Origin of the sequence: Blautia sp. An46 (assembly GCF_002161645.1) — a bacterium.
Lineage (GTDB): Bacteria > Bacillota > Clostridia > Lachnospirales > Lachnospiraceae > Blautia > Blautia ornithocaccae.
On the sequence record NZ_NFIF01000010.1, the window covers coordinates 91786 to 114296 of the forward strand.

General features: G+C 44.0%; 27 protein-coding genes. 26 read left to right on the forward strand and 1 reads right to left on the reverse strand.

Annotation, left to right across the window (positions count from 1 at the left end; genetic code table 11):
- Positions 1–39 precede the first annotated feature (39 nt).
- The 20 genes from pfkB (at position 40) to rsfS (ending at position 15450) form a co-directional block, all read left to right on the forward strand.
- Positions 40–954, forward strand: a complete 915-nt coding sequence (pfkB, locus tag B5G00_RS09925) for a 1-phosphofructokinase (protein ID WP_087272214.1) — start codon at positions 40–42, stop codon at positions 952–954.
- A 22-nt stretch (positions 955–976) separates the two neighbouring features.
- Positions 977–2893 (forward strand): PTS fructose transporter subunit IIABC, encoded by a 1917-nt coding sequence (locus B5G00_RS09930; protein WP_087272217.1) that lies wholly within the window; start codon positions 977–979, stop codon positions 2891–2893.
- A 115-nt stretch (positions 2894–3008) separates the two neighbouring features.
- The gene (locus B5G00_RS09935; protein ID WP_087272221.1) at positions 3009–3755 is read left to right on the forward strand and encodes a DeoR/GlpR family DNA-binding transcription regulator; all 747 of its coding nucleotides are present in this window, start codon (positions 3009–3011) and stop codon (positions 3753–3755) included.
- Between the two features lie 362 nt (positions 3756–4117).
- The gene (locus B5G00_RS09940; protein ID WP_087272224.1) at positions 4118–4426 is read left to right on the forward strand and encodes a hypothetical protein; all 309 of its coding nucleotides are present in this window, start codon (positions 4118–4120) and stop codon (positions 4424–4426) included.
- Positions 4423–4926 (forward strand): DUF3990 domain-containing protein, encoded by a 504-nt coding sequence (locus B5G00_RS09945; protein ID WP_087272227.1) that lies wholly within the window; start codon positions 4423–4425, stop codon positions 4924–4926. Before B5G00_RS09940 ends, B5G00_RS09945 begins: the two co-directional genes overlap by 4 nt.
- The gene (locus tag B5G00_RS09950; protein ID WP_087272230.1) at positions 4919–5158 is read left to right on the forward strand and encodes a hypothetical protein; all 240 of its coding nucleotides are present in this window, start codon (positions 4919–4921) and stop codon (positions 5156–5158) included. Before B5G00_RS09945 ends, B5G00_RS09950 begins: the two co-directional genes overlap by 8 nt.
- Positions 5159–5160: 2 nt before the next feature.
- Entirely contained in the window at positions 5161–5373 is a 213-nt protein-coding gene (locus B5G00_RS09955; protein WP_087272232.1) for a DUF3791 domain-containing protein, read from the forward strand.
- A 433-nt stretch (positions 5374–5806) separates the two neighbouring features.
- Entirely contained in the window at positions 5807–7672 is a 1866-nt protein-coding gene (locus B5G00_RS09960; protein WP_087272234.1) for a TIGR03960 family B12-binding radical SAM protein, read from the forward strand.
- Positions 7656–8363, forward strand: a complete 708-nt coding sequence (locus B5G00_RS09965; protein ID WP_087272237.1) for a TIGR03936 family radical SAM-associated protein — start codon at positions 7656–7658, stop codon at positions 8361–8363. The genes B5G00_RS09960 and B5G00_RS09965 overlap by 17 nt, the downstream gene beginning before the upstream one ends.
- Positions 8347–9576 carry a ribonuclease E/G gene (locus tag B5G00_RS09970; protein ID WP_087272240.1) on the forward strand — a complete coding sequence of 410 codons (1230 nt, stop codon included), beginning with the start codon at positions 8347–8349 and terminating at the stop codon, positions 9574–9576. The genes B5G00_RS09965 and B5G00_RS09970 overlap by 17 nt, the downstream gene beginning before the upstream one ends.
- A complete protein-coding gene (locus B5G00_RS09975) occupies positions 9558–10061 on the forward strand; it encodes an NUDIX hydrolase (protein ID WP_087272243.1) in 504 nt (167 codons plus the stop codon). Before B5G00_RS09970 ends, B5G00_RS09975 begins: the two co-directional genes overlap by 19 nt.
- Positions 10033–11067: a CPBP family intramembrane glutamic endopeptidase gene (locus tag B5G00_RS09980; RefSeq protein WP_087272246.1), complete on the forward strand. Its 1035-nt coding sequence runs from the start codon at positions 10033–10035 to the stop codon at positions 11065–11067. Before B5G00_RS09975 ends, B5G00_RS09980 begins: the two co-directional genes overlap by 29 nt.
- A gap of 129 nt (positions 11068–11196) precedes the next feature.
- On the forward strand, positions 11197–11502 hold the full coding sequence (gene rplU, locus B5G00_RS09985; RefSeq protein WP_087272249.1) for a 50S ribosomal protein L21: 306 nt from the start codon (positions 11197–11199) through the stop codon (positions 11500–11502).
- 5 nt (positions 11503–11507) lie between these two features.
- Positions 11508–11834, forward strand: coding sequence for a ribosomal-processing cysteine protease Prp (locus B5G00_RS09990; protein WP_087272251.1), 327 nt, complete (start codon positions 11508–11510; stop codon positions 11832–11834).
- A gap of 3 nt (positions 11835–11837) precedes the next feature.
- The gene (gene rpmA / locus B5G00_RS09995) at positions 11838–12128 is read left to right on the forward strand and encodes a 50S ribosomal protein L27 (RefSeq protein WP_087272253.1); all 291 of its coding nucleotides are present in this window, start codon (positions 11838–11840) and stop codon (positions 12126–12128) included.
- 78 nt (positions 12129–12206) lie between these two features.
- Positions 12207–13499, forward strand: a complete 1293-nt coding sequence (obgE, locus tag B5G00_RS10000; RefSeq protein ID WP_087272364.1) for a GTPase ObgE — start codon at positions 12207–12209, stop codon at positions 13497–13499.
- A 9-nt stretch (positions 13500–13508) separates the two neighbouring features.
- On the forward strand, positions 13509–13799 hold the full coding sequence (gene yhbY / locus B5G00_RS10005) for a ribosome assembly RNA-binding protein YhbY (RefSeq protein WP_087272256.1): 291 nt from the start codon (positions 13509–13511) through the stop codon (positions 13797–13799).
- 68 nt (positions 13800–13867) lie between these two features.
- Positions 13868–14506 carry a nicotinate-nucleotide adenylyltransferase gene (nadD, locus tag B5G00_RS10010; protein ID WP_087272260.1) on the forward strand — a complete coding sequence of 213 codons (639 nt, stop codon included), beginning with the start codon at positions 13868–13870 and terminating at the stop codon, positions 14504–14506.
- The gene (gene yqeK, locus B5G00_RS10015; protein WP_087272369.1) at positions 14496–15104 is read left to right on the forward strand and encodes a bis(5'-nucleosyl)-tetraphosphatase (symmetrical) YqeK; all 609 of its coding nucleotides are present in this window, start codon (positions 14496–14498) and stop codon (positions 15102–15104) included. The genes nadD and yqeK overlap by 11 nt, the downstream gene beginning before the upstream one ends.
- Complete coding sequence (gene rsfS / locus B5G00_RS10020; RefSeq protein WP_087272372.1) at positions 15094–15450, forward strand: ribosome silencing factor; 357 nt, start codon at positions 15094–15096, stop codon at positions 15448–15450. Before yqeK ends, rsfS begins: the two co-directional genes overlap by 11 nt.
- A 93-nt stretch (positions 15451–15543) precedes the next feature.
- On the opposite strand, the gene lexA is transcribed toward rsfS, so the two are convergent.
- Positions 15544–16170: a transcriptional repressor LexA gene (gene lexA, locus B5G00_RS10025; RefSeq protein WP_087272263.1), complete on the reverse strand. Its 627-nt coding sequence runs from the start codon at positions 16168–16170 to the stop codon at positions 15544–15546.
- Positions 16171–16355: 185 nt separating this feature from the next.
- On the opposite strand from lexA, the gene B5G00_RS10030 reads away from it, so the two are divergent.
- From B5G00_RS10030 to B5G00_RS10055, 6 genes are all read left to right on the forward strand, one after another.
- Complete coding sequence (locus tag B5G00_RS10030) at positions 16356–16679, forward strand: LysM peptidoglycan-binding domain-containing protein (RefSeq protein ID WP_087272267.1); 324 nt, start codon at positions 16356–16358, stop codon at positions 16677–16679.
- Positions 16680–16800: 121 nt separating this feature from the next.
- Complete coding sequence (locus B5G00_RS10035; RefSeq protein ID WP_087272270.1) at positions 16801–17883, forward strand: LacI family DNA-binding transcriptional regulator; 1083 nt, start codon at positions 16801–16803, stop codon at positions 17881–17883.
- 158 nt (positions 17884–18041) lie between these two features.
- A complete protein-coding gene (locus B5G00_RS10040; RefSeq protein ID WP_087272273.1) occupies positions 18042–18974 on the forward strand; it encodes an acyl-CoA dehydratase activase-related protein in 933 nt (310 codons plus the stop codon).
- Positions 18964–20046 (forward strand): 2-hydroxyacyl-CoA dehydratase, encoded by a 1083-nt coding sequence (locus B5G00_RS10045; RefSeq protein ID WP_087272277.1) that lies wholly within the window; start codon positions 18964–18966, stop codon positions 20044–20046. The genes B5G00_RS10040 and B5G00_RS10045 overlap by 11 nt, the downstream gene beginning before the upstream one ends.
- Positions 20043–21017, forward strand: a complete 975-nt coding sequence (locus B5G00_RS10050) for an acyl-CoA dehydratase activase (protein WP_087272280.1) — start codon at positions 20043–20045, stop codon at positions 21015–21017. Before B5G00_RS10045 ends, B5G00_RS10050 begins: the two co-directional genes overlap by 4 nt.
- 153 nt (positions 21018–21170) lie before the next feature.
- Positions 21171–22499, forward strand: coding sequence for a sn-glycerol-1-phosphate dehydrogenase (locus B5G00_RS10055; protein WP_087272283.1), 1329 nt, complete (start codon positions 21171–21173; stop codon positions 22497–22499).
- The last annotated feature ends 12 nt before the right edge of the window (positions 22500–22511 follow it).

Below are 22511 nucleotides of genomic sequence, written 5' to 3' on the forward strand. Positions count from 1 at the left end.
GAATATGATGTATAATATAAGCATAAAGGAGGAAAAGAAATGGTTTATACAGTTACATTCAATCCTTCTCTGGATTATATCGTTTCCATGGAAGGCTTTCAGCTTGGAAAGACCAACCGGACTGCAAAAGAGCAGATGCTGCCAGGAGGCAAGGGGATCAATGTGTCTACGGTGTTGAAGAACCTGGGGATTCCCAATATAGCTCTTGGTTTTTCAGCAGGATTTACCGGAGAGGAGATTAAAAGAAGAGTAGAAGAAATGGGACTGGCCAGTGATTTTATCAATCTGCAAAATGGCTATTCCAGGATCAACGTGAAAATGAAGGATTTTGACGGGACAGAGATCAACGGTCAGGGACCGGATATCAGCCCGGCAGAAACAGAAAAGCTTCTGGAAAAGCTGGATGGACTGAAAGAAGGAGATGTTCTGGTACTGGCAGGAAGTATTCCCAGAACCATGCCGGATTCCATTTACAGCGATATTCTGAGAAGGCTGGATGGGAAAGGGATTCTGACAGTGGTAGACGCTACCGGAGAGCTCTTGCTCCATGTTCTGGAGTACAGCCCTTTCCTGATCAAGCCTAATAACCATGAACTTGGGGAGATTTTCCAGGTGAAGCTGGAGACCAGAGAGGATGTGGTCCCATATGCCAGAAAGCTGCAGGAAAAGGGAGCCAGGAACGTGCTGGTTTCCATGGCAGGCCAGGGAGCGGTGCTCCTGGATGAAATGGGACAGGTCCATATGCTCCCTGCGCCAAAGGGAAAACTGGTCAACGCCGTGGGGGCAGGAGATTCAATGGTGGCTGGTTTTCTGGCAGGATGGCTTACGAAAAAGGATTATGAATATGCTTTCCGCATGGGGATCTCTGCAGGAAGTGCAAGTGCTTTTTCTGAAAACCTGGCCACAAAAAAAGAAATAGAAGAAGTTTACAGGCAGGTCAGCCAGTCTGCCTGACAGATAGAAGGGAGAAAAAGATATGAGAATCACAGAATTGCTGGATCCCAGGAGCATTTCTCTGACCGGCGCTCCGGCATCCAAAAAAGAAGCCCTGGATCAGATGGTAGAACTGATGGCGAAAAGCGGAAAAATACGGGACAAAGAAGCTTACCGCCAGCAGGTGTATGCAAGAGAAGAAGAAAGTACCACAGGAGTAGGAGAGGGGATTGCTATCCCTCATGGAAAAGGAGATTCTGTTATACGTCCTGGCCTTGCTGCAATGGTAGTAAAGGATGGCGTAGACTTTGATTCCCTGGACGAAGAGCCGGTTCACCTGATTTTCCTTATTGCTGCTCCAAACACCAAGGATAATGTACATCTGGATGTGCTGAGCAAGCTTTCCACACTGCTGATGGACGAAGACTTTGTAAAGAACCTTCAGAATGCCTCCACTGTAGAAGAATTTCTGGACATTGTGGATAAGGCAGATGAGGAAAAGCCGGATCTGGACGAACAGCTGGCTTCCCAGACCTTAGAGGATCCTTCTGAAAAAGTCTGCCGGATCGTTGCCGTGACTTCCTGCCCTACAGGAATCGCTCATACTTATATGGCTGCGGAAGGACTGGAAAAGGCAGCCAAAAAGAAAAACTGCCGGATCAAAGTAGAGACCAGGGGCTCAGGAGGAGCAAAAAATGTATTGACGGAAAAAGAAATCCAAGAGGCTGACTGTGTGATCATTGCCGCAGATGCAAATGTGCCCATGGAGAGATTTGACGGAAAGCACCTGATCGAATGTCCTGTATCCGACGGCATCAGTAAGGGGGATCAGCTGATCGACAGAGCCATGAAGCAGGATGCCCCGGTTTATCATTCAGATAGTCCCAAAACAGAGAAAAAGACCAAAACTGCAGGGGGTGCAGGACATAAGGTATATACTCAGCTGATGAACGGTGTTTCTCATATGCTGCCTTTTGTAGTTGGAGGCGGTATCCTGATCGCTCTGGCATTCCTGATCGATGGCCTTAGCGTGGATGTGAATTCCCTTTCCCAGGAAGCCAGGGCAAATTTTGGTACCATTACCCCGGTAGCCGCTCAGTTCCGGCAGATCGGTAATGTGGCTTTTGGCTTCATGCTCCCTGTACTGGCTGGCTTTATTGCCATGAGTATCGGAGATCGTCCAGGTCTGGCCGTAGGATTTGCAGGGGGTATGATCGCAGCCAATGGAAAATCAGGATTCTTAGGAGCTCTGGCGGCAGGTTTTATCGCAGGTTATCTTATCGTTCTTCTGAGAAAAGTTTTTGACAGGCTTCCGGCGTCTATAGAAAAGATCGCCCCGGTGCTGTTATACCCTTTATTCGGTATCCTTTTTATGGGACTGATCATGAACTTTATCATTGAGCCTCCTATCGGCGCTTTGAACACAGCTTTAAATACAGCGCTGACAAACATGAGTGGAAGCAGTAAGATCCTTCTGGGGATTATTGTAGCCGGTATGATGTCTATTGATATGGGCGGTCCCTTTAATAAGGCGGCTTATGTATTCGGAACTGCGTCCATTGCCGCAGGCAACTACGATATTATGGCGGCAGTTATGATCGGCGGTATGGTTCCGCCCTGCGCCATTGCCCTGGCAACTCTGCTGTTTAAAAACAAATTCACAAAACAGGAGAGAGAATCCGGTCCTGTAAACTTTATCATGGGCCTGGCCTTTATTACAGAAGGGGCAATCCCTTTTGCAGCTTCCGATCCCCTTCACGTACTGCCTTCCTGCATTATCGGATCCGCAGTTTCCGGAGCATTGTCCATGGCCTTCGGCTGTACCCTTATGGCTCCTCATGGCGGGATTTTCGTATTCCCGGTAGTGGAACATCCACTAATGTATCTGGTATCCTTAGTAGTGGGTACAGTGATCGGCGCACTGCTTCTGGGTGTATTAAAGAAAAAGGTGGAAGCATAACAGGAAGGATCCTGTTAAAACACGGAAATGAGGAAAATGGTTGCCCCGAAAAAGAAAGTTGTGTAGAATAAAAGACAGCAGGACGAACAACAGAATTTTCTAAGGGGGAAATCATATGCTGACGGAACAACGACAGGAAGAAATCCTTCGGCTCCTGAACCAGAAAGGGAGCGTTACTCTTCAGGAGCTGAAGGAGTATTTCCATGCCTCAGAGTCCACTATACGGCGGGATCTGAATGCACTGGATAAAAGAGGCGCACTTACAAAAGTCTTTGGAGGGGCGGTGAGACCGGAAGGACGGGTCATGCTCAGAGAGGAACAGGTATCTCAGAGACAGGAACTTTATCGTGAAGAGAAAAACAGGATCGGCAGATATGCAGCTTCTCTTGTGGGGCCTGAGGATTTTGTCTATCTGGATGCAGGAACTACAACGGGAGCCATGATCCCTTATCTCACAGAGCATTCTGCGGCTTTTGTTACGAATGCCGTTTCCCATGCTCTTCATCTGGCAGAGAATGGTTTCCGGGTGATCCTCATCGGCGGAGAGGTGAAAGCAGCTACAGAGGCTATTGTGGGAAATGAAGCCTATGTAAATCTGAAAAAATTTAATTTTACAAAAGGTTTCTGGGGCACTAACGGAGTCAGCCCTTCGGCAGGATTTTCCACTCCGGATATTAATGAGGCTATGGTAAAGAAATGCGCTCTTTTACACACCCAGCAGGCTTACATTCTCTGTGACAGCAGTAAATTTTATCATACAAGTCCGGTAACCTTCGGAGAGTTTGAGGACGGGATCATACTTACAGACCGTCTTCCGGATGAAAGTTTTCAGAAATATGAGAATATTGTGGTGGTTCCATAAAGCCATTACAAACAGCGGCAGCAGATGAGGATCTGTTATAGCCGCTGTTTTTTTAAGCCAAGGGTCTGTTTCCAAAGTTCCGTTTTTCGTTGTTCCGAAAAACGGAACTTTGGAAACAAATAAACTATCTGCTATGTATAACATCATAAACTTAAGAAAATCTGCTTTGAAATAGGCAGGTTTCCTTTTGTATCCCGGGATAACTACTGCCGAGAACCTAAGAATTGGAATTTGAGGGGTATCTAAAAGTTAATGCTACGGTCAGGAATCCAAGAATCGCAAAATAAGCGGTAGCCTAGAGTGAATACTACGGTTAGGAATTCAAAAGTCAGAGGTGTTTTATACTATAATTAGGTGATAATATGAGCTTATTGGAAAATGCAGTTGTGCAAGAGCAACGGCGGATTGAGTATATGATAGAGAAATATGAGGCAGAACTTGCTAATTTGCCGAAAGGCGCACTGATCGCAAAAATGATTAAAGGAAATCAATATTACTATTTACAGTATCGCAGCGGGAAAAAGACAATTTCGAAGTATGTTGGGAGAGCAGGCGATAAAGTTGAAAAACTACAGCAGCAGATTGAACGACGCAGGCATATCCAGTCCATGCTGAAAGCTTTGTCTGAAGAATATGCTACAGCACAGAAAATGATGGAGGTTTGTATATGATTGTATATCATGGAAGCAATATGATAGTAGACCATCCAAGATTAGTCCGCCAAAATCGAACATTGGATTTTGGATATGGTTTTTATACAACGTTCAATAAAGATCAAGCAGTAAATTTCGCAGAAAAAGTAACGGCTCGAAGGGAAACAGGTATTCCTTGTGTCAGCATGTATGAAACAGCAGAGTTAGAAGAACTGAAAAACAAATATAAACTCCTGTTTTTTTCAGAAGCAAATGAAGAATGGTTGGATTTCGTATTTGCAAATTGTAATGGAAGTTATGAAGGGGTAAAGTTTGATATTATTTTCGGACCAGTAGCTAACGATACGATTTATCGGACGTTTATTGCTTATGAGGAAGGTATTTTAACAAAGGATGAGACGATTGCCAGACTGAAAGTTAAGAAGCTGTATAATCAGATGACTTTTACAACAGAGAACTCCTTAAAAGAGTTAAAATATACTGGGCAGTTACCGATAGGGAGGGATTGCAATGAGTGAAAAGGGGATAAAAGGAATGCTGGAGCTTATTGTGCCGCGTCTGCTCCGGATGATAATGGAAAAACAGTCACTTACAGAAAAAGAAGCCTTGACACGGCTATATGCTTCTGAACTTTATCGCCAGTTAGAACGAGAGGAAACGAAGCTTTGGCATTTAAGTATTCCTACTTTATATGAAATGTGGTTGGAAGAAAAAGAGAGCGGGCATATTACTTATCCAGAGGAGGTCTGAGTATGGATGAAAAAATGAATTTTATTGTATATTGTATAGAAGAATATAAAAATGAAAAAGGAATGAATGGAAAAAATGTCATTGATTTGTTTAATCGGTATCGTGTGATCGATTATATTCGGGACTATTACGAAGCACTTCATACTACTGGCAGACAGTATATTGTTGATGATATTGACATGTATATTGAGGCAAGGCAGTCATCTATGAGGTAATGGGGCTTCAGTGAAAAAGCATTGAAAGAATGTATCCAGGGGGATCCCCTGGATATTTCAAGTTATATGAAAAAAATAAGAGAAAGATGTAGGGCAGCACTAAAAAGACTGGATGCAAGGATTGACGAGAAATATTTGCTTGAAGTTCTTCCGAACAAGGTATATAATATCACGGATTATATCATCAAAATGGTTTAATCCATGATGTATAATGCCAAACTCTTTTTTATCATAATGAATAGTTATGCATAATGTCCCAGAGTAGGAAAAAATGAAATTTGTTGTAAAGTAGTGATTTCGTAGTAAAAAAGAGACTGTTTATGGCAAAAAAGAGGCTTGAAAATCCAGTGATTTTTCTGGATTTTCGCCTCTGAAGTCATTCAAAAACAGTAAAACTTTTTTGTACATTACTCACAAAATAAGAGAGGTTTTTATGAGAAAACTAGCTTTAAATGATGAAATATTACTAAATATCGAGAAGCCGGCCCGCTATATCGGCAACGAGGTAAACTCGGTGATGAAAGACAAGGATCAGGTGGACATCCGTTTCGCTATGTGTTTTCCGGACGTCTATGAGATCGGTATGTCTCATCTGGGGATCCAGATCCTCTACGATATGTTTAGCCAGAGAGAGGATACCTGGTGTGAGAGAGTTTATTCACCCTGGCCGGATCTGGATAAGATCATGAGGGAAGAGAAGCTTCCTCTTTTTGCCCTGGAGTCCCAGGACCCTATAAAGGATTTTGATTTTCTGGGTATTACGATCCAGTATGAAATGTGCTATACCAATATACTCCAGGTACTGGACTTAAGCCAGATTCCTCTTCGGGCGGCAGACAGGACCGAGGAGCATCCCTTTGTTATGGGCGGAGGCCCCTGCGCCTATAATCCGGAGCCCCTGGCGCCCTTTTTTGATATGTTTTATATCGGAGAAGGAGAAACGGTGTTCAACGATCTCTTAGATGCCTATAAAGATTGGAAGAAGGCAGGAAAGAGCAGAAAAGAATTTCTGGAAATGGCGGCGGAGATACCTGGCATCTATGTACCGGCCTTTTATGATGTGGAGTATCATGAGGACGGGACCATTAAAGCCTTTACGCCAAATAATCCTCACGCCAAAGAGAAAATTGAGAAACAGGTGGTCATGGATGTGACCCACACCTATTATCCCAGAAAACCGGTAGTGCCCTTTATCAAAGCTACTCAGGACAGAGTTGTCCTGGAGATACAAAGAGGCTGTATCAGGGGCTGCAGGTTCTGTCAGGCAGGAATGCTGTACCGGCCTACCAGAGAGCGAGACCTGGAATTTTTAAAGGATACAGCCAGAGCTCTTATGGAGAGCACCGGCCATGAGGAGATTTCTTTAAGCTCATTAAGCTCCAGTGATTATTCACAGCTTCCAGAGCTGATTGATTATCTGATCGAAGAATGTTCTGCCCGGAAGGTGAACATTTCCCTTCCTTCTTTGCGTATAGATGCTTTTTCTCTGGACGTAATGAGCAAGGTTCAGGATATCAAAAAGAGCAGCCTTACCTTCGCGCCGGAGGCAGGATCCCAAAGACTCCGGGATGTGATCAACAAAGGCCTTACGGAAGAGGTGATTCTGGACGGAGCCTCAAAGGCTTTCCAGGGAGGCTGGACCAGGGTGAAGCTGTACTTTATGCTGGGGCTTCCCACAGAGACAGAAGAAGATATGAAAGGAATCGCTCATCTGGCAGAGGAGATTGCCAAGAAGTACTATGAAATCCCCAAAGACCAGAGACATGGCAGATGTCAGATCGTGGTGAGTACTTCTTTCTTTGTACCCAAGCCCTTTACTCCTTTCCAGTGGGCCGGCATGTTCCGGAAAGAGGATTATCTGGATAAGGCCAAGATCGTAAAGGAAGAAATCCGGGCGCAGTTAAATCAGAAGAGTATTAAGTACAATTACCATGAGGCGGACGTGACAGTCCTGGAAGGAATCCTGGCCAGAGGAGACCGGAAAGTGGCAGATGTGCTGGAGGCAGCTTACAAGAAAGGCGCTGTCTTTGACTCCTGGTCTGAATATTTCCGCTATGACCTTTGGATGGAAGCCTTTGAAGAACTGGGGATCGACCCAGAGTTCTATACTCTGAGAGAAAGATCTTTGGAAGAGATTTTCCCCTGGGATTTTATTTCTATCGGCGTAACCAAAAATTTCCTGAAACGAGAATGGCAAAAGGCTATGAAAGGGGAAATCACCCCTAACTGCAGGCAGCAGTGTTCCGGCTGCGGCGCAGGAGCATATAAAGGAGGTGTCTGTGTTGAAGGTAAGAATTAAATTTGCAAAACAGGGAGCTATGAAGTTTATCGGACATCTGGACATTATGCGGTATTTTCAGAAAGCAGTGAAGAGAGCCAGACTGGATGCGGCCTATTCTGAAGGTTTCAGTCCCCATATGATCATGTCCTTTGCAGCACCTCTGGGAGTAGGGATCACCAGTGAAGGAGAATATTTTGACCTGGAGCTGAAGACCCCGGTATCTTCTAAAAAAGCTGTGGAACGTCTTAACCAGGTTATGGTAGAAGGCATGGAGGTTTTAAGTGTCCGGGAGGTCCCTGAAGGGAAAAAAGGAAAAGCCATGTCTTTAGTGGCTGCTGCAGACTACCTGGTTTCTTTCCGGGAAGGAATGGAGCCTGGAGAAAACTGGCAGGAAAAAATCCGGACTTTTATGGAACAGCTGGAAATCCTTATCCTGAAAAAAACCAAGAAAAATGAAAAAGAAGTGGACATTAAACCATATATTTATGAAATGGAGATACGGGGAGAAAGTATCTTCCTGAAACTGGCTGCAGGAAGTGTGAAAAATACCAAGCCGGAGCTGGTCATGGAAGCCTTTTTTGCCTTCTGCGGCCAGGAATTCCAGCCTCTGTCCCTTCTGATCCACAGAGTGGAAGTCTATGGCGACCTGGGAGAAGAGGGTGAGAGAAGACTGGTGTCTCTGGAAGATTTAGGTGAAGAAATTGAGTAAACTGATTATAACCCATATGGACTTCCAGGGAGAAAATCTTCTGATAAGTGCCAAAGAAGAAAAAGGCCGTATCTGCCAGTTTAATATTGTCCGGGAGGGAGAAAAGAAACTCCTGGGCAATATTTATATAGGCAAAGTAAAGAATATCAAGAAAAATATTCATTGTGCTTTTATTGAGATCGCTCCCGGAGAGATGTGCTATTATTCCATGGATGAAAAGGAGCCTCCGATTTTTACTAATCCGAAAAAGGATTCGGTCATGAAAATAGGAGATGAAGTGGTAGTCCAGGTGTCCAGGGAGGGAATTAAATCAAAGCTGCCCTCTGTTACAGGAAACCTGAACTTTACAGGAAAATATCTGGTCCTTACCAGTCAGAGGAAAGAGCTGGGATTTTCTGCAAAACTGACAAAAGAAGAAAAGGCCCGTATCCGCCCTGTCCTGGAGGAACACTTAACCGGACAGGAGGGGATCATTGTACGGACCAATGCCAGAGATGCTTCCTCCCAGGAGCTTTTGGAAGAGCTGACCAGACTGAAAAAAAGGTATGAAGAGCTGAGGGACCGGGCTATGTCACGAGTCTGTTACAGCCTTCTGGAGACAGGTCTGCCGGAACCTCTCCGTATCCTTCAGGGAGTCTATGTCCGGGATCTGGAAGAAATCCTTACAGATGATGGGGAGCTTTATTCCCGGATTTCTGAGGAAGTTTCTGCAGAGAAAGAGAAAAAGGTTCCGGTGCGGCTTTATAAAGATAAGCTTCTGCCTCTGCCTAAGCTGTACCGCCTGGAAAAAGCCCTGGAGGAAGCTTTGGACCGGAAGGTTTGGCTGAAATCCGGCGGATTTTTGGTCATTGAGCAGACAGAGGCTTTTGTGAGTATTGACGTAAACTCCGGGAAATTTTCAGAAAAGAAGGATACCAGAGAAACCTTTCGGAAGATTAATCTGGAAGCAGCCAGAGAGATTGCTTTTCAGCTTCGTCTCCGGAATCTTTCCGGCATCATTCTCATAGATTTTATCAACATGGAAGCAGAAGAAGACAAAAAGGAGTTGCTAAAGTTCCTTCAGGGCTGTCTGAAAGAGGATCCTGTTAAGGCTTCTGTGGTTGATATGACTCCTTTGAACATTGTGGAAGTGACCAGGAAGAAAGTACAGAAATCTCTTGGAGAAGAGATGAAGAGTAGAAGGGATGTGGAAAAATGGGAAAAAAGTCTGTAATGACCACCCTTTGCTATATTGAAAAGGATGACAGCTATCTGATGCTGCACCGTGTTGTGAAGGAAAATGACATAAATAAAGATAAGTGGATCGGTGTAGGCGGTCATTTTGAAGAAGGAGAAAGTCCTGAGGAATGTCTTCTCCGGGAAGTGAAAGAAGAGACAGGACTGACGCTGAAATCCTTTGATTTCCGCGGCCTTATTACTTTTAAACTTACAGATTCCCAGACGGGAAAAACATTGACCGAATATATGTGCCTTTATACGGCATCAGAATATGAAGGAGAGCTTACTTCCTGTGATGAAGGGGTGCTGGAATGGGTGCCTAAGGAAAAGATTAAAGATCTGGATATCTGGGAGGGGGATAAAATTTTCTTCCGCCTTCTGAAAGAGGGGCGCCCTTTCTTTTCCCTGAAAGAGTGGTATGTAGATAATGAATTAAAAGAGGCGGTATTAGATGGAAAAGCAGTTGAATTGCCAGGATAAAGAAGAAAATCCAAAAGAGAATAAACTGAAGCCGGTTCATGGAATCCTGCTTTTTGCAGTGGTAATGATTTCCTTTTTTACCATTATTGCCTGGGCACAGAGAAAATGGGGAATGTATGGACTGGCCCTGACAGAACTTTATCTTTTGGCTCTGTCCCTGGGAGGGGCAAAGCTTCTGAAAGTACCTGTAAAAGAAGTTTTCCCGGTAAAAAGGCCAGAATGGCAGAAGATTTTTGCAGTGCTGTTCTGCTGGATCGGCTCTTACAGTGGGGTAATCCCTCTTTCAATGATCGTGGCCTACTTTTTTCCAAATGAGATATTTTCCGTCAGCAGCAGCTTAAATAACTTTATGGCTACAGTGCCTCTGGCAGTTTCTGTATTTATAAGCTGTGTCATGCCCGCAGTCTGTGAGGAAGCCCTTCACAGAGGGTTTATCCTGAAAAGCTTCCAGTCCAGGATATCCAGAAAGTGGGTCCTGGTGGGGCTTATGGGGCTGCTCTTTGGACTTTTTCATGGAAACCTGTGGCGGTTTCTGCCTACGGCTCTTTTGGGAGCCGCCCTTACCTATCTGATGGTGGAGACGGAAAACATGATTTATCCGGCTCTGTTTCACTTTGTGAATAACTTTTTCCCTACCCTGTTGTCAGGTCTGACAGGGCTTGCAGAGGGAAGCGCAGAAACCCAGGCAGTAACTCAGTCTCTAATGGAAAATGGCCTGCCCCTGTATTTCCTGGGAATTTATATTGCCATGGGCTGTGTGGCGCCATTCTGCTTTTACACAGCGTCCTATCTGCTCCGCCGGGGTGTGCCGGGAAAGGAACAGCGGTATTTTACCTCTAATAAAATATTGGTGCTGCTGGTCGTTCTGACAGTAATCCCTATACTTATAGGTTCGGCTTTGTTTTTCTGGGGAATTTTTGATATGGTAATAAACGGAGGCGACAATATTTTCTTCTACCAGAACGGATATCTTATCCAAATGATTTTAAGTAATTTCAGCCGATAAAAAAATGAAATTTATGTATTGACGGAACGAAGGAATGATGGTAATATACTAGCGTATGCCGCACAAAGAGGTCGAAGTGTCCATAGCGGACCACCATATTTGGCGAGTAATGATAATAGGAGGTGCCATATGTACGCAATTATTGCAACAGGTGGTAAACAGTACAAAGTAGCCGAAGGCGATGTTATCAGAGTAGAGAAGCTTGGAGCAGAAGCTGGTGAAACGGTTACCTTTGACCAGGTACTTGCTGTAAGCAATGACGGTTTAAAAGTTGGTGAAGATGTTGCCAACGCAACAGTAACTGCATCTGTAGTTGAAAACGGTAAGGCAAAGAAAGTTATCGTTTACAAGTATAAGAGAAAAACCGGATACCACAAGAAAAACGGTCACAGACAGCAGTTTACTAAAGTAAAAATCGAAAAGATCAATGCTTAATCCCTATGATTAAAGTAACGATTTATCAGAATTCAGAAGGAGAGATTACGGGAGTCTCCATACAGGGACATGCAGGTTATGCAGATAACGGCAGTGATATTGTATGTGCAGCCGTATCGGTCCTGACTCAGAATACAGTTAATTCCATCGAACAGTTTACAGAAGACAGATTTTCCGTTGATGTGGACGAAAAAGAAGGAGGTCTGTATCTCAAGATGAAGCCTGGATACTCCGGAAGATCAAAACTTCTGCTGGATTCCCTTATCCTCGGTTTACAGGGGATAGAAGAAGAATATATGGATTATTTGGATGTCATATTCGAGGAGGTGTAAGACATGTTAAAGATGAACCTTCAGTTATTTGCTCATAAAAAGGGAGTTGGTTCTACAAAGAACGGACGTGATTCCGAGTCCAAAAGACTGGGCGCCAAGAGAGCTGACGGACAGTTTGTAAAAGCTGGAAACATCCTTTACAGACAGCGTGGAACAAAAATCCATCCAGGCGTAAATGTAGGCAGAGGCGGAGACGACACTTTGTTTGCATTAGTGGACGGTGTAGTACGTTTCGAGAGAAAAGGAAGAGACAAAAAACAGGTTTCTGTAGTTCCAGTAACTACTGCAGAGTAATTACGATAACAGGGCGGCTTCAAATCATTATGGTTTGGAGCCACTTTTTTTCATATGAAAGATCAGACGGAGGATATTATGTTTGCAGACAGAGCGAAAATCTATATCCGCTCAGGTAAGGGCGGCGACGGACATGTAAGCTTCAGGAGGGAGCTTTTTGTCCCCAGCGGCGGTCCTGACGGCGGAGACGGCGGAAAAGGCGGCGATGTTATTTTTGAAGTGGATAAAGGATTAAACGCCCTGAGCGATTACCGTCATAAAAGAAAATATGCCGCAGGAGACGGAGAGCCGGGAGGCAAAAGAAAATGCCACGGGGCGGATGGAAAAGATATTGTCCTGAAGGTTCCGGAGGGAACTGTGATCAAGGATGCTGCCAGCGGTAAGGTGATTGCTGATATGTCAGGAGAGAATACCCGGCAGGTAGTCTTAAAAGGCGGCAGAGGTGGAAATGGAAACCAGCATTATGCAACGTCTACCATGCAGGTGCCAAAATACGCTCAGCCGGGACAGGCTGCCCAGGAGCTGGAGGTACAGTTAGAGCTGAAAGTGATCGCAGACGTGGGACTGCTGGGATTCCCTAATGTGGGAAAATCTACCCTTCTTTCCCGGGTCAGCAATGCAAGACCGCAGATTGCCAATTATCACTTCACTACCATAAATCCTCACTTGGGTGTAGTGGATTTTGAGGGATGCCAGGGATTTGTCATTGCAGATATTCCGGGACTTATTGAAGGCGCTTCCCAGGGAGTAGGCCTGGGCCACCAGTTCCTGCGGCACATTGAGAGAACAAGAGTGCTGATCCATCTGGTGGATGCGGCGTCTACGGAAGGCCGTGATCCGGTGGAAGACATATACAAGATAAATAAAGAACTGGAAGCCTACGATCCGGAGATGATGAAGAAACCACAGGTCATAGCAGCCAATAAGATTGACGCAATCTATTCGGGAGATGAAGACCCGGTAGAGAAGCTGCGTCAGGAGTTTGAGCCTCAGGGTATCCGGGTTTTTGGAATTTCTGCAGTAAGCGGAAAAGGGCTGAAAGAACTGCTCTATTATGTAAAACAGCTTCTGGACTCTATAGACAAAGAGCCAGTTGTCTTTGAACAGGAATTTTTCCCGGAGGATATGATGATCCGTGAGAACCTTCCTTATACTGTGGAGCAGTCGGAAGAAGACGAGCATATCTTTATTGTAGAAGGTCCCAAGATTGAGAAAATGCTGGGTTATACTAACCTGGATTCCGAAAAGGGCTTCCTGTTTTTCCAGAAATTTTTGAAGGATTCCGGAATTTTGGAGGACCTGGAAAAAGCAGGTATCCAGGAGGGGGATACGGTACGGATGTACGGATTCGATTTCGATTATTATAAATAGGAGTAGACTATGACAAGCAAACAGAGAGCTTATTTAAAGAGTCTTGCAATGAAAATGGACCCCATTATTCAGATTGGGAAATCCAGCCTTACCCCGGAACTGACCAAGGCCGTGGAGGAGGCGCTGACTGCAAGAGAACTGATTAAGATCAGCGTGCTCCAGAACTGCTTGGATGACCCAAGAAGTCTGGCAGACATGCTGGCAGAAAGAACCCATTCTCAGGTAGTTCAGGTTATCGGGAAGAAAATTGTTCTTTACAGAGAAGGAAAAGAAGATAAGAAAAAAATACTTCTTCCCTGATTTTTGCAGGGAGTTTCAATACAGGAATTTCGGCTGTCTGCCGGAGAGATGAAGAAAGAGGAGCAGTCATGAGTGAAAAGAAGAAGCGCATAGGAATCATGGGAGGAACCTTTGATCCTATCCATATCGGACATCTGATCCTGGGGGAGACTGCGTATCACCAGTTTCATCTGGACAGGATTTTATTCATGCCGGCTGGGAATCCTCCACATAAGAAGGTCAGAGAGAACCGGGCTACAGACCGTCAGAGGGTGGACATGGTCCGCTTGGCCATTGCCTCCAATCCTCATTTTTCTCTGTCTCTGGAGGAAATGCACAGGGAAGGATATACTTATACCTATCGGACACTGGAGCGGCTGAAAGATCAGAATCCAGATACAGAGTATTATTTTATTCTCGGAGCGGACTCTCTTTATACCTTTGATGAGTGGAGAGAGCCGGAAAGGATTTTGAGAGCCTGCACGATTCTGGTGGGAACCAGAAACCATACCAGTGATGAAAAGCTTGACAGAGTCATAGGGGAGCTAGAGGATAAATATCAGGGAAATATTCAGAAGCTGGAATCCTTAAATATTGATATTTCTTCCGAGATGATACGTTCCTGGATTGAAAAGGGAAGAAGTCTGGCTTATTATGTACCGGATCAGGTAATCGATTATATACAGAAGAATAATATTTACAAGGGTTGTGATGAAGATGAAGTATAATTTTGCAGAATACGAGAAAAAATTGAAAAAATATCTGGACAAAGACAGATATCGGCATACTCTTGGAGTGATGTATACTGCAGCGGCACTGGCCATGGCCCATGAGTATGATATGGAGCAGGCCCAGATGGCAGGACTTCTCCATGACTGTGCCAAATGCATTCCCAACAAAAAGAAGCTGAAGATCTGCAGAAAACAGAATATACGGATTTCATCTGTAGAACAGGCTAATCCTTTTCTTCTCCATGCAAAGCTGGGGGCTTATATTGCAGAGAAAAAATATCAGGTTGAAGATGAGGAAATCCTGTCCGCAATCCGCTGGCATACTACAGGAAAAGAAGCCATGAGCGACCTTGAGAAAATTGTATATATTGCAGATTATATTGAACCTGGAAGGAATAAGGCTCCCAGACTGCCCTGGATACGGAGAGTGGCTTTTGAAGATCTGGATGAAGGCATGTATTACATTCTGAAAGACAGCCTCTCTTATCTGGGAAAAGGGAGTAAAGTCCTGGACCCTATGACACAGAAGGCTTTTGACTATTATGAAACTCTTCACCTGGAAAGAAAACAGAGAAAGGAAAAAAATGGAAAGTAGAGAAATGGTGCGTCTTGCCTGTGAGGCTATGGAAGATAAAAAAGCACAGGACATTAAGATCATTGATATTGAAAAAGTTTCCACACTGGCGGATTATTTCATTATCGCCAGCGGAAGCAACCGGAATCAGGTACAGGCTATGGCGGACAGCGTCAGTGAAACTTTGGGAAGAGCCGGAGTAGAGCCAAAACAGATGGAAGGTTACCAGACCGCAAACTGGATCCTGTTAGATTACAGAGATGTGGTCATCCATATCTTTGATGAGGAAAACCGTCTGTTCTATGACCTGGAGCGTATCTGGAGAGACGGCATTCTGGTAGAGCGGGAAAGCTTTGATAAAGAATAGATAACAGAAATGTGAGAACAAAGACCGCAGAAAGCTTTTGAAAGTTTCATGACTTTTCAGAGCTCTCTGCGGTCTTTTGTGATAGAGGAGACTTCAGTGCATAAAACGGAAAACGCCAATGACTCTTCCCAGGATCTGGAAAGTCTGGTCTGGCTCTACGATAATCGGCTCCATAGCATCGTTTTCCGGCTGAAGGCGGATGTATCCGTCTTCTTTATAAAAAGTCTTTACAGTGGCAGAATCATCTACCAGAGCAACTACTTTCTGACCATTTTCCGCAGTAGGCTGTTGTTCTACAACAACATAGTCGCCGTTGAAAATGCCGGCATTGACCATGCTGTCCCCCTGGACTACCAGCATAAAGGTTTTGTTATTAGGCATATATTCTGAAGGAATAGGGAAATATCCCTCTACATTTTCCACTGCCAGAAGAGGCTGGCCGGCAGCCACTTTGCCGATAATAGGAACATTGACGGTTTCACGTCTCACCAGATTGAAATTATCATCTACGATCTCTATAGCCCGGGGCTTTGTAGGGTCCCTGCGGATATAACCGTTTTTCTCCAGAGTTTCCAGATGGGAGTGTACGGAAGATGTGGATTTTAAATTTACAGCTTCACATATTTCCCGGACAGAGGGAGGAAAACCACGGTTCAGGATTTCATTTTTTATATATTCTAAAATTTCAGATTGTTTCTTACTGATCTTTCCATAGGACATAACAGATATACCTCCGATTAATTTAAATAATCATAACATAAAATCCTGATAAATGCAAACAGATATTCCGAAAGTTTGTTCGAAAAAACTGTTGACAAACATTTGTTCTTGTATTATGATGGTCTCAAGAAAAAAGAACGTATGTTTGCGAATGAGTGTTCGTGTAAGCTTCAGGAGGTATATAAATGAAAAGAAGAAGAAAACAGAAAAGATTATCTTTGGCAGCTTTGTTATGCTTTGCAGTTTTTACGGCTTTCGCTGTAAGCTTTACTATGGTCAGCACCGCTGAGGCAGGAACCCAGGAATCCTGCCGCTATAAATATTATACAAGCGTTCAGATAGAGCCTGGAAGCAGTCTCTGGGATATAGCCCAGGAGTACGCCTCCAGAGAGTACGAAGATTTAAATGACTATATTCAGGAAGTACGCCGGATCAATCATCTGGACGAAGACACGATCTATGCAGGGTCATATCTGTGCGTTCCCTATTATTCTTCAGAGTATAAGTAAGATATAAGAGTTCAGTTATGAGAGGAACTGTCACAATAAGAACAGTGACTGACAGGAGAAGGGCTTGTGGGAAGAGAAGTTCAATGCTACAATATTTTAAAAATGTATTGAGGTATACCCCATGAACCGAAAAAAAGTAACATCTACAGATGTAGCCAGAAGAGCTGGAGTTTCGCAGCCTACAGTATCCATGATCCTGAATAAAAAATACAATGTATCTTTTTCCAGAGAGACCATTTTGAAAGTAGAAGAGGCTGCCAGAGAACTGGGATATTCAAATGAGAAAAAACAGAATAAACACAGGATCCAGATGAGGGGAACTGTTTTCGTAATGTGTCCTAATCTGACAAATCCCTATTATTTTTCCCTCCTTCAGGGAATCGAGAAGACAGCCAAGAAAAACCGATATGATGTTTTTCTGTGCAATACAGGAAGAGATTATCAGACTGAGGAAAAATATCTGAGAAAAATTGAGAAGCTGAATCCTTCAGGGATTATCTTTACCTTTACGCCTAGTTTTCCAGAGTTGATCCAGGTGATTTCAAAAAAAATACCTGTAATACTTATTGGCGAAAAAGATGCAGTAAAGGGGATGGACATGGTAGAACTGAATAGTGAGAGAATGGGAAGGATTCTGGCAGAACATCTGCTGGAGCTTGGTCATAGAAAGGTGGCTTTTCTTTCCACTCCTCTTACTCAGAGACAGTCAGCCAGGAGGGCCCGGGTTCGCGGATTTTGTCAGGCTTTTGAAGAAGCGGGGTATGGGGACAGCGTTTATGTAAAAAGTCTTCCAGAAGAAATGGATGTTATGTTTCAGGAAATGGATATGGAGTATAAGACTGGTTATGAGCTGGCCTCTGCTCTTGTTATGGAAGTCCCCGATATTACAGCGGCAGCAGGGACCAATGATATGGTTGCCCTTGGTATCCGGGATGCACTGCTGGACAAGCATTACCGCATACCGGAAGATATTTCGGTATTAGGATGCGATAATCTGTTGTTTTCAGGACTCAGAGGGATTGACCTGACAACAGTGGAACATTTTACTTCTAAAAAAGGAGAAAATGCCTGTGAAATCCTACTGAGAAAAATAGAAGAACAACGTCAGAAACAGGATAAAAGAGAACAGGGAATGATTTATCACATTGAATATGAACCTCGACTGATTCTCAGAGGAAGCACATCCTATCCCCGGCAGCTGTAGATAGGAACAGTAAAATTTATCGACTTATGTCTGTATATGAAATTTTTCTTTGCATAACAAAAATCCAGTGGTATAATAATTATAATTTTCCGGTTCGTTCTTATTGGGCGAACCGGTTTGTTTACTAATTATTCCATTGCAGAAGAGAGGAAAGAGATATGGCGATTCAAAAAATTGGAATCCCCAGAGGATTAATGATATACCGGGATGGGATATTGTGGAAATCCTTTTTTGAAAACTTGGGATACCAAAGTGTAGTCAGCGAAAAAAGTGACAGGCAGATACTGGACGAAGGAATCCAGCTTGCCATTGATGAAACCTGCCTTCCTTTTAAAGTATATCTGGGACATGTAAAAGAGCTGATCGGAAAATGTGATGCAGTATTTGTGCCCCGTATGGGAGGATTTGAGTCAAAAGAACGGATGTGTACGCGATATCAGTCTCTGCCGGATCTGGTGGAAAATATCTTCAAGGGAACACAGCTGCAGATTTTAACAGTTAGCTATGACTGGTATGACCACACAAAGGAAGAAAAGGTTTATATGGAGCTGGGACTTTGTCTGGGCAAAACCAAAAAAGAAGTGAAAAAGGCATATAACCTGGCAAAAAAGGAGCAGGAGAGCTGGTTTAAGTCTCAGGAAAAGAAACAAGGAAAAATCTTAGAAGGAACAAAGACAAAAATTCTGTTGGCCGGTCATCCTTATGTGTTACATGATGGATATATGGGCGGTGAGATTGCAGAAATCCTGAAAAGAATGGGACATGAAGTTTTATATACGGATTACGTAAACAGAGAAAACGCTTTAAAGAGAAGTTACCATTTTTCAAAGGTAATGCCCTGGATCATTAACAGAGAAATGACTGGTGCGATCATGCTGCTGAAAGATAAGGTTGACGGCATTGTGCTGATCAGCGCATATCCCTGCGGGCCGGATGCGCTGGTTAATGACATGCTCATAAGAAAAATTAATGGCATTCCGGTCCTCCAGCTTACTTTGGACGCCCAGGAGGGGACGGCGGGTGTAGAAACACGAATTGAAAGTTTTATAGATATTATTCAATATCAGAAAGCAGGAGGCTATGGAAATTAATTTTGACGACAGAAAAAAGATTGCTTTTCCACGGTTTCATCATTATGATTATGCGATACGCTATATTGCAGAGCAGGCTCTGGGATTGTGCTATATTCAGCTTCCGCCAGCTACCAGAGCCACAGTGGAGCTGGGAAGCAAGTACAGCCCAGATTATGCCTGTGCGCCATTTAAACATACTCTGGGCAGTCTGATCGAGGCACTGGAGGCAGGAGCAGATGTTGTTGTGGAGACAGGAGGCCTTTGCAGACTTGATTATTACGGAGAGCTTCAAAAAGAAATCCTGAAGGAACTAGGGTATCACTTTGAATTTATTAACCTTGCCGAATACATGGGGGGAAAGAAAAAAGAATGGCTGAAGCTTGCAAAGGAGCTAAATCCCCGTCTGAAACCTGCAAAATTTGTGTCCGGAGTCCTGGATGGAATTAAGATGGCAGAATATATGGACGAGCTGGAGGCCTTTTATTATAAGAATGCAGGATATGAGGCAGAGAAAGGCAGTTTCCGGAAGGTCATGGACCAGTTTTATCTGGATATGCAGATAGCAGAGACGAAAGAAGAGATCAGAAATGGCTATCAAAAAGCAAAATCAGAAATGAGCCGTCTGGAAATCCGGATGCCGGAAAGGCCTATTCGGATTGGCATAGTGGGAGAATATTTTACAGTAATGGATGCCCACGCCAATCATCACCTTCAGGATAAATTGAGCGGCCTTGGAGCGGCGGTGTATCGATACATGAGCGTGACAAACTGTCATTTCAGAGCAAAGGAAAGGGCTCTGCGTCCCAAAATCCGGGAGTATGTTAAATTTAATATGGGTCCCACCACAACCTGGACGGTAAATTCTGCTTTAGACTATGCCAGACAGGGATTTGACGGAATTGTTCATGTGAAATCTTTCGGATGCACGCCGGAGATTGATGCAGTTCCCGTACTGCAGAACATAAGCAGGGATTATCATATCCCGGTTTTATACCTGAGTTATGATACACAGAACAGCGATACGGGCCTTGATACGAGACTGGAGGCATTTTACGATATGTTAGAAAGGAAGAAGAAAGTACTGCGATGAAGAAGAAAGCATATTTGGGAATTGATATAGGTTCTATCTCCACAAAAGGTGTGATCATTAATGAAAATAAAGACTTTCTGGCGGAATGTTATCTGTGGACAGAGGGAAACCCTACGGAAGCAACAAAAAAAGTGCTGACTGAACTGCAGAAAAATTTTGACGGGGAGCAGTATGAGATCGTGGCTTCTGGTACAACAGGCAGTGCCAGAAAATTAGTGGGAAGCATGATCGGGGCCCAGGTGGTGAAAAATGAGATCACTGCTCATGCAGTGGGAACAACCTCCATTCATCCGGATGTGCGTACGATTCTGGAAATCGGCGGCCAGGATTCTAAGATCATTTGTGTGGAGAATGGTGTAGCAGTAGACTATGCTATGAATACTCTCTGCGCCGCAGGAACAGGAGCTTTTCTTTCCAGCCAGGCTCACAGACTTGGAGTGGAAGTGGAAGATTTCGGCAGGATTGCCTTGTCAGCCAAAAGAGCAGCGCCGGTGGCGGCCAGATGTACAGTTTTTGCAGAATCTGACCTGGTCCATAAACTCCAGGTTGGATATCCCAGAGAAGAGATCATAGCGGGACTATGTAAAGCCGTAGCTGGCAACTATCTGAACAATGTGGCAAAAGGAAAGAAAATTATTTCCCCTGTAGTGTTCCAGGGCGGCGTCAGCAAAAATGAAGGCGTTGTAAAAATGTTTGAAGAAGAGCTGGGGATGCCTGTACTGGTAGATGAAAAAGGTCATCTCATGGGAGCTTTCGGTATTGCAATTCTGGCAAAGGAATCCAGACAAGAGGGAGCTTTTGATTTTCATGTGGCAGACATGGAATTTAAAACAAGAGAAATCACCTGTGGCAAGTGTGCGAACCATTGTGAGATTATCTGTGTCTACAGAGATGGAAAATTAATTGATTCCTGGGGAAACCGTTGTCCAAATGGAGAAATAACAGCCAAAAATCAAGGGAAAATATACTAATAAATTAAAATATTAATAATATGATTAGTTAATATTTTAAATCTCTCTTTGACATAGACAAATACCGTGTTATAGTTATAGCAGAAATAAAGGTGGCATGGCCTGAAATGGTCATCTGTGGACCAGCCTGTACAAGAGAGGTTATGGTGAAAAATGGATTGGAAAGAATATTTACAAAAAGAAAAACACTGCAGCTGCGGAAAAAATCATGTCTGCGATATTGAGGAGATCATTATTGAGGACGGTGCGATAAAACGTCTTCCCCAGGTTTTGGGCAAACATAAGTATCAGAAACTGTGTGTGGTCAGCGATCTCCATACAGAGCAGGCAGCGGGCCTGATGGTTTATGAAGAACTTGAGAAGGCGGGATATGCTTTTGAAAAGGTTGTTTATCAGGACGAAGAGCTGGTGCCTGATGAGGATGCACTGATTTACCTTTTTACCAGGGTTCCCAATGACTGCGACCTGATCATTGCAGTGGGAAGCGGAACGATCAACGACCTGTGCCGTTACGTCAGCTACAAGATGAAAATGGATTATTATATTGTGGGAACTGCTCCTTCTATGGATGGATATGCATCTAATGTTTCTCCGCTGATCATCCGTCATTTAAAGACAACCTATGAGGCCAGACCGGCCAGAGTGATCATTGGAGACCTGGATATTATTTCCCAAGCTCCTCTTCATATGATAGCAGCTGGAGCTGGAGACATTCTGGGCAAATATGTCTGCCTTACAGACTGGCAGCTGGCTCATATCGTAAATGGAGAATATATTTGTCCGGAGATTATGGAACTGGTCCGGGAATCTATTAAAAAAGTAGCTGAGAATGCGGAAAAGGCAGCTCACAGAGACAAGGAAGCTATTGGGGCTATTATGGAGGGACTGGTGCTGAGCGGTATTGCCATGAGCTATATCGGAAATTCCAGGCCTGCCTCTGGAAGTGAACATCATATGTCTCATTACTGGGAGATGATGTTTCTTTTAGACCAGCAGCCAGATCCACTTCACGGCACAAAGGTGGGGATTGGCACGGTAGTGGCTATCCGCCTTTATGAAATGCTGAAAGAAAAGAGAGAGATTCTGTTTCCTCTGGAGGAGCCTTCCTTTGACCAGGAGCTGTGGACTGAGAAAATCAAAGAAGCTTACGGACCGGCAGCTCCCGGCGTCTTGGAGTTGGAGAAAAAAATCGGAAAAAATTCTGACGGAGAGGTTCTCAGAAGAAGATCAGTTTTTCAAGAGCATATAGAAGAAATCTTCAAAGTGGTAAATGAACTTCCAAAAGCAGAAGAAATCATAGAAATCCTGAAATCGATGGAGGCGCCTTATTATCCGAATCAGATCAATGTTTCAGAGGAAGTATTTGCCAGAGGAATCTATTATGCAAAGGATTTGAGGAATCGCTTTGGACTCCTTCAGATTTTGTTTGACCTGGATCTCCAGGAAGAATTTATCCAGAGCCTTATTCAAGAAATTTATTGAAAGAAGGGAATA

Bases quoted from the DNA above. Each gene is read 5' to 3' on its own strand.
- pfkB (WP_087272214.1), top strand. From the start codon at position 40: ATGGTTTATACAGTTACATTCAATCCTTCTCTGGATTATATCGTTTCC.
- B5G00_RS09930 (WP_087272217.1), top strand. From the start codon at position 977: ATGAGAATCACAGAATTGCTGGATCCCAGGAGCATTTCTCTGACCGGC.
- B5G00_RS09935 (WP_087272221.1), top strand. From the start codon at position 3,009: ATGCTGACGGAACAACGACAGGAAGAAATCCTTCGGCTCCTGAACCAG.
- B5G00_RS09940 (WP_087272224.1), top strand. From the start codon at position 4,118: ATGAGCTTATTGGAAAATGCAGTTGTGCAAGAGCAACGGCGGATTGAG.
- B5G00_RS09945 (WP_087272227.1), top strand. From the start codon at position 4,423: ATGATTGTATATCATGGAAGCAATATGATAGTAGACCATCCAAGATTA.
- B5G00_RS09950 (WP_087272230.1), top strand. From the start codon at position 4,919: ATGAGTGAAAAGGGGATAAAAGGAATGCTGGAGCTTATTGTGCCGCGT.
- B5G00_RS09955 (WP_087272232.1), top strand. From the start codon at position 5,161: ATGGATGAAAAAATGAATTTTATTGTATATTGTATAGAAGAATATAAA.
- B5G00_RS09960 (WP_087272234.1), top strand. From the start codon at position 5,807: ATGAGAAAACTAGCTTTAAATGATGAAATATTACTAAATATCGAGAAG.
- B5G00_RS09975 (WP_087272243.1), top strand. From the start codon at position 9,558: ATGGGAAAAAAGTCTGTAATGACCACCCTTTGCTATATTGAAAAGGAT.
- B5G00_RS09980 (WP_087272246.1), top strand. From the start codon at position 10,033: ATGGAAAAGCAGTTGAATTGCCAGGATAAAGAAGAAAATCCAAAAGAG.
- rplU (WP_087272249.1), top strand. From the start codon at position 11,197: ATGTACGCAATTATTGCAACAGGTGGTAAACAGTACAAAGTAGCCGAA.
- B5G00_RS09990 (WP_087272251.1), top strand. From the start codon at position 11,508: ATGATTAAAGTAACGATTTATCAGAATTCAGAAGGAGAGATTACGGGA.
- rpmA (WP_087272253.1), top strand. From the start codon at position 11,838: ATGTTAAAGATGAACCTTCAGTTATTTGCTCATAAAAAGGGAGTTGGT.
- obgE (WP_087272364.1), top strand. From the start codon at position 12,207: ATGTTTGCAGACAGAGCGAAAATCTATATCCGCTCAGGTAAGGGCGGC.
- yhbY (WP_087272256.1), top strand. From the start codon at position 13,509: ATGACAAGCAAACAGAGAGCTTATTTAAAGAGTCTTGCAATGAAAATG.
- nadD (WP_087272260.1), top strand. From the start codon at position 13,868: ATGAGTGAAAAGAAGAAGCGCATAGGAATCATGGGAGGAACCTTTGAT.
- yqeK (WP_087272369.1), top strand. From the start codon at position 14,496: ATGAAGTATAATTTTGCAGAATACGAGAAAAAATTGAAAAAATATCTG.
- rsfS (WP_087272372.1), top strand. From the start codon at position 15,094: ATGGAAAGTAGAGAAATGGTGCGTCTTGCCTGTGAGGCTATGGAAGAT.
- lexA (WP_087272263.1), bottom strand. From the start codon at position 16,170: ATGTCCTATGGAAAGATCAGTAAGAAACAATCTGAAATTTTAGAATAT.
- B5G00_RS10030 (WP_087272267.1), top strand. From the start codon at position 16,356: ATGAAAAGAAGAAGAAAACAGAAAAGATTATCTTTGGCAGCTTTGTTA.
- B5G00_RS10035 (WP_087272270.1), top strand. From the start codon at position 16,801: ATGAACCGAAAAAAAGTAACATCTACAGATGTAGCCAGAAGAGCTGGA.
- B5G00_RS10040 (WP_087272273.1), top strand. From the start codon at position 18,042: ATGGCGATTCAAAAAATTGGAATCCCCAGAGGATTAATGATATACCGG.
- B5G00_RS10045 (WP_087272277.1), top strand. From the start codon at position 18,964: ATGGAAATTAATTTTGACGACAGAAAAAAGATTGCTTTTCCACGGTTT.
- B5G00_RS10050 (WP_087272280.1), top strand. From the start codon at position 20,043: ATGAAGAAGAAAGCATATTTGGGAATTGATATAGGTTCTATCTCCACA.
- B5G00_RS10055 (WP_087272283.1), top strand. From the start codon at position 21,171: ATGGATTGGAAAGAATATTTACAAAAAGAAAAACACTGCAGCTGCGGA.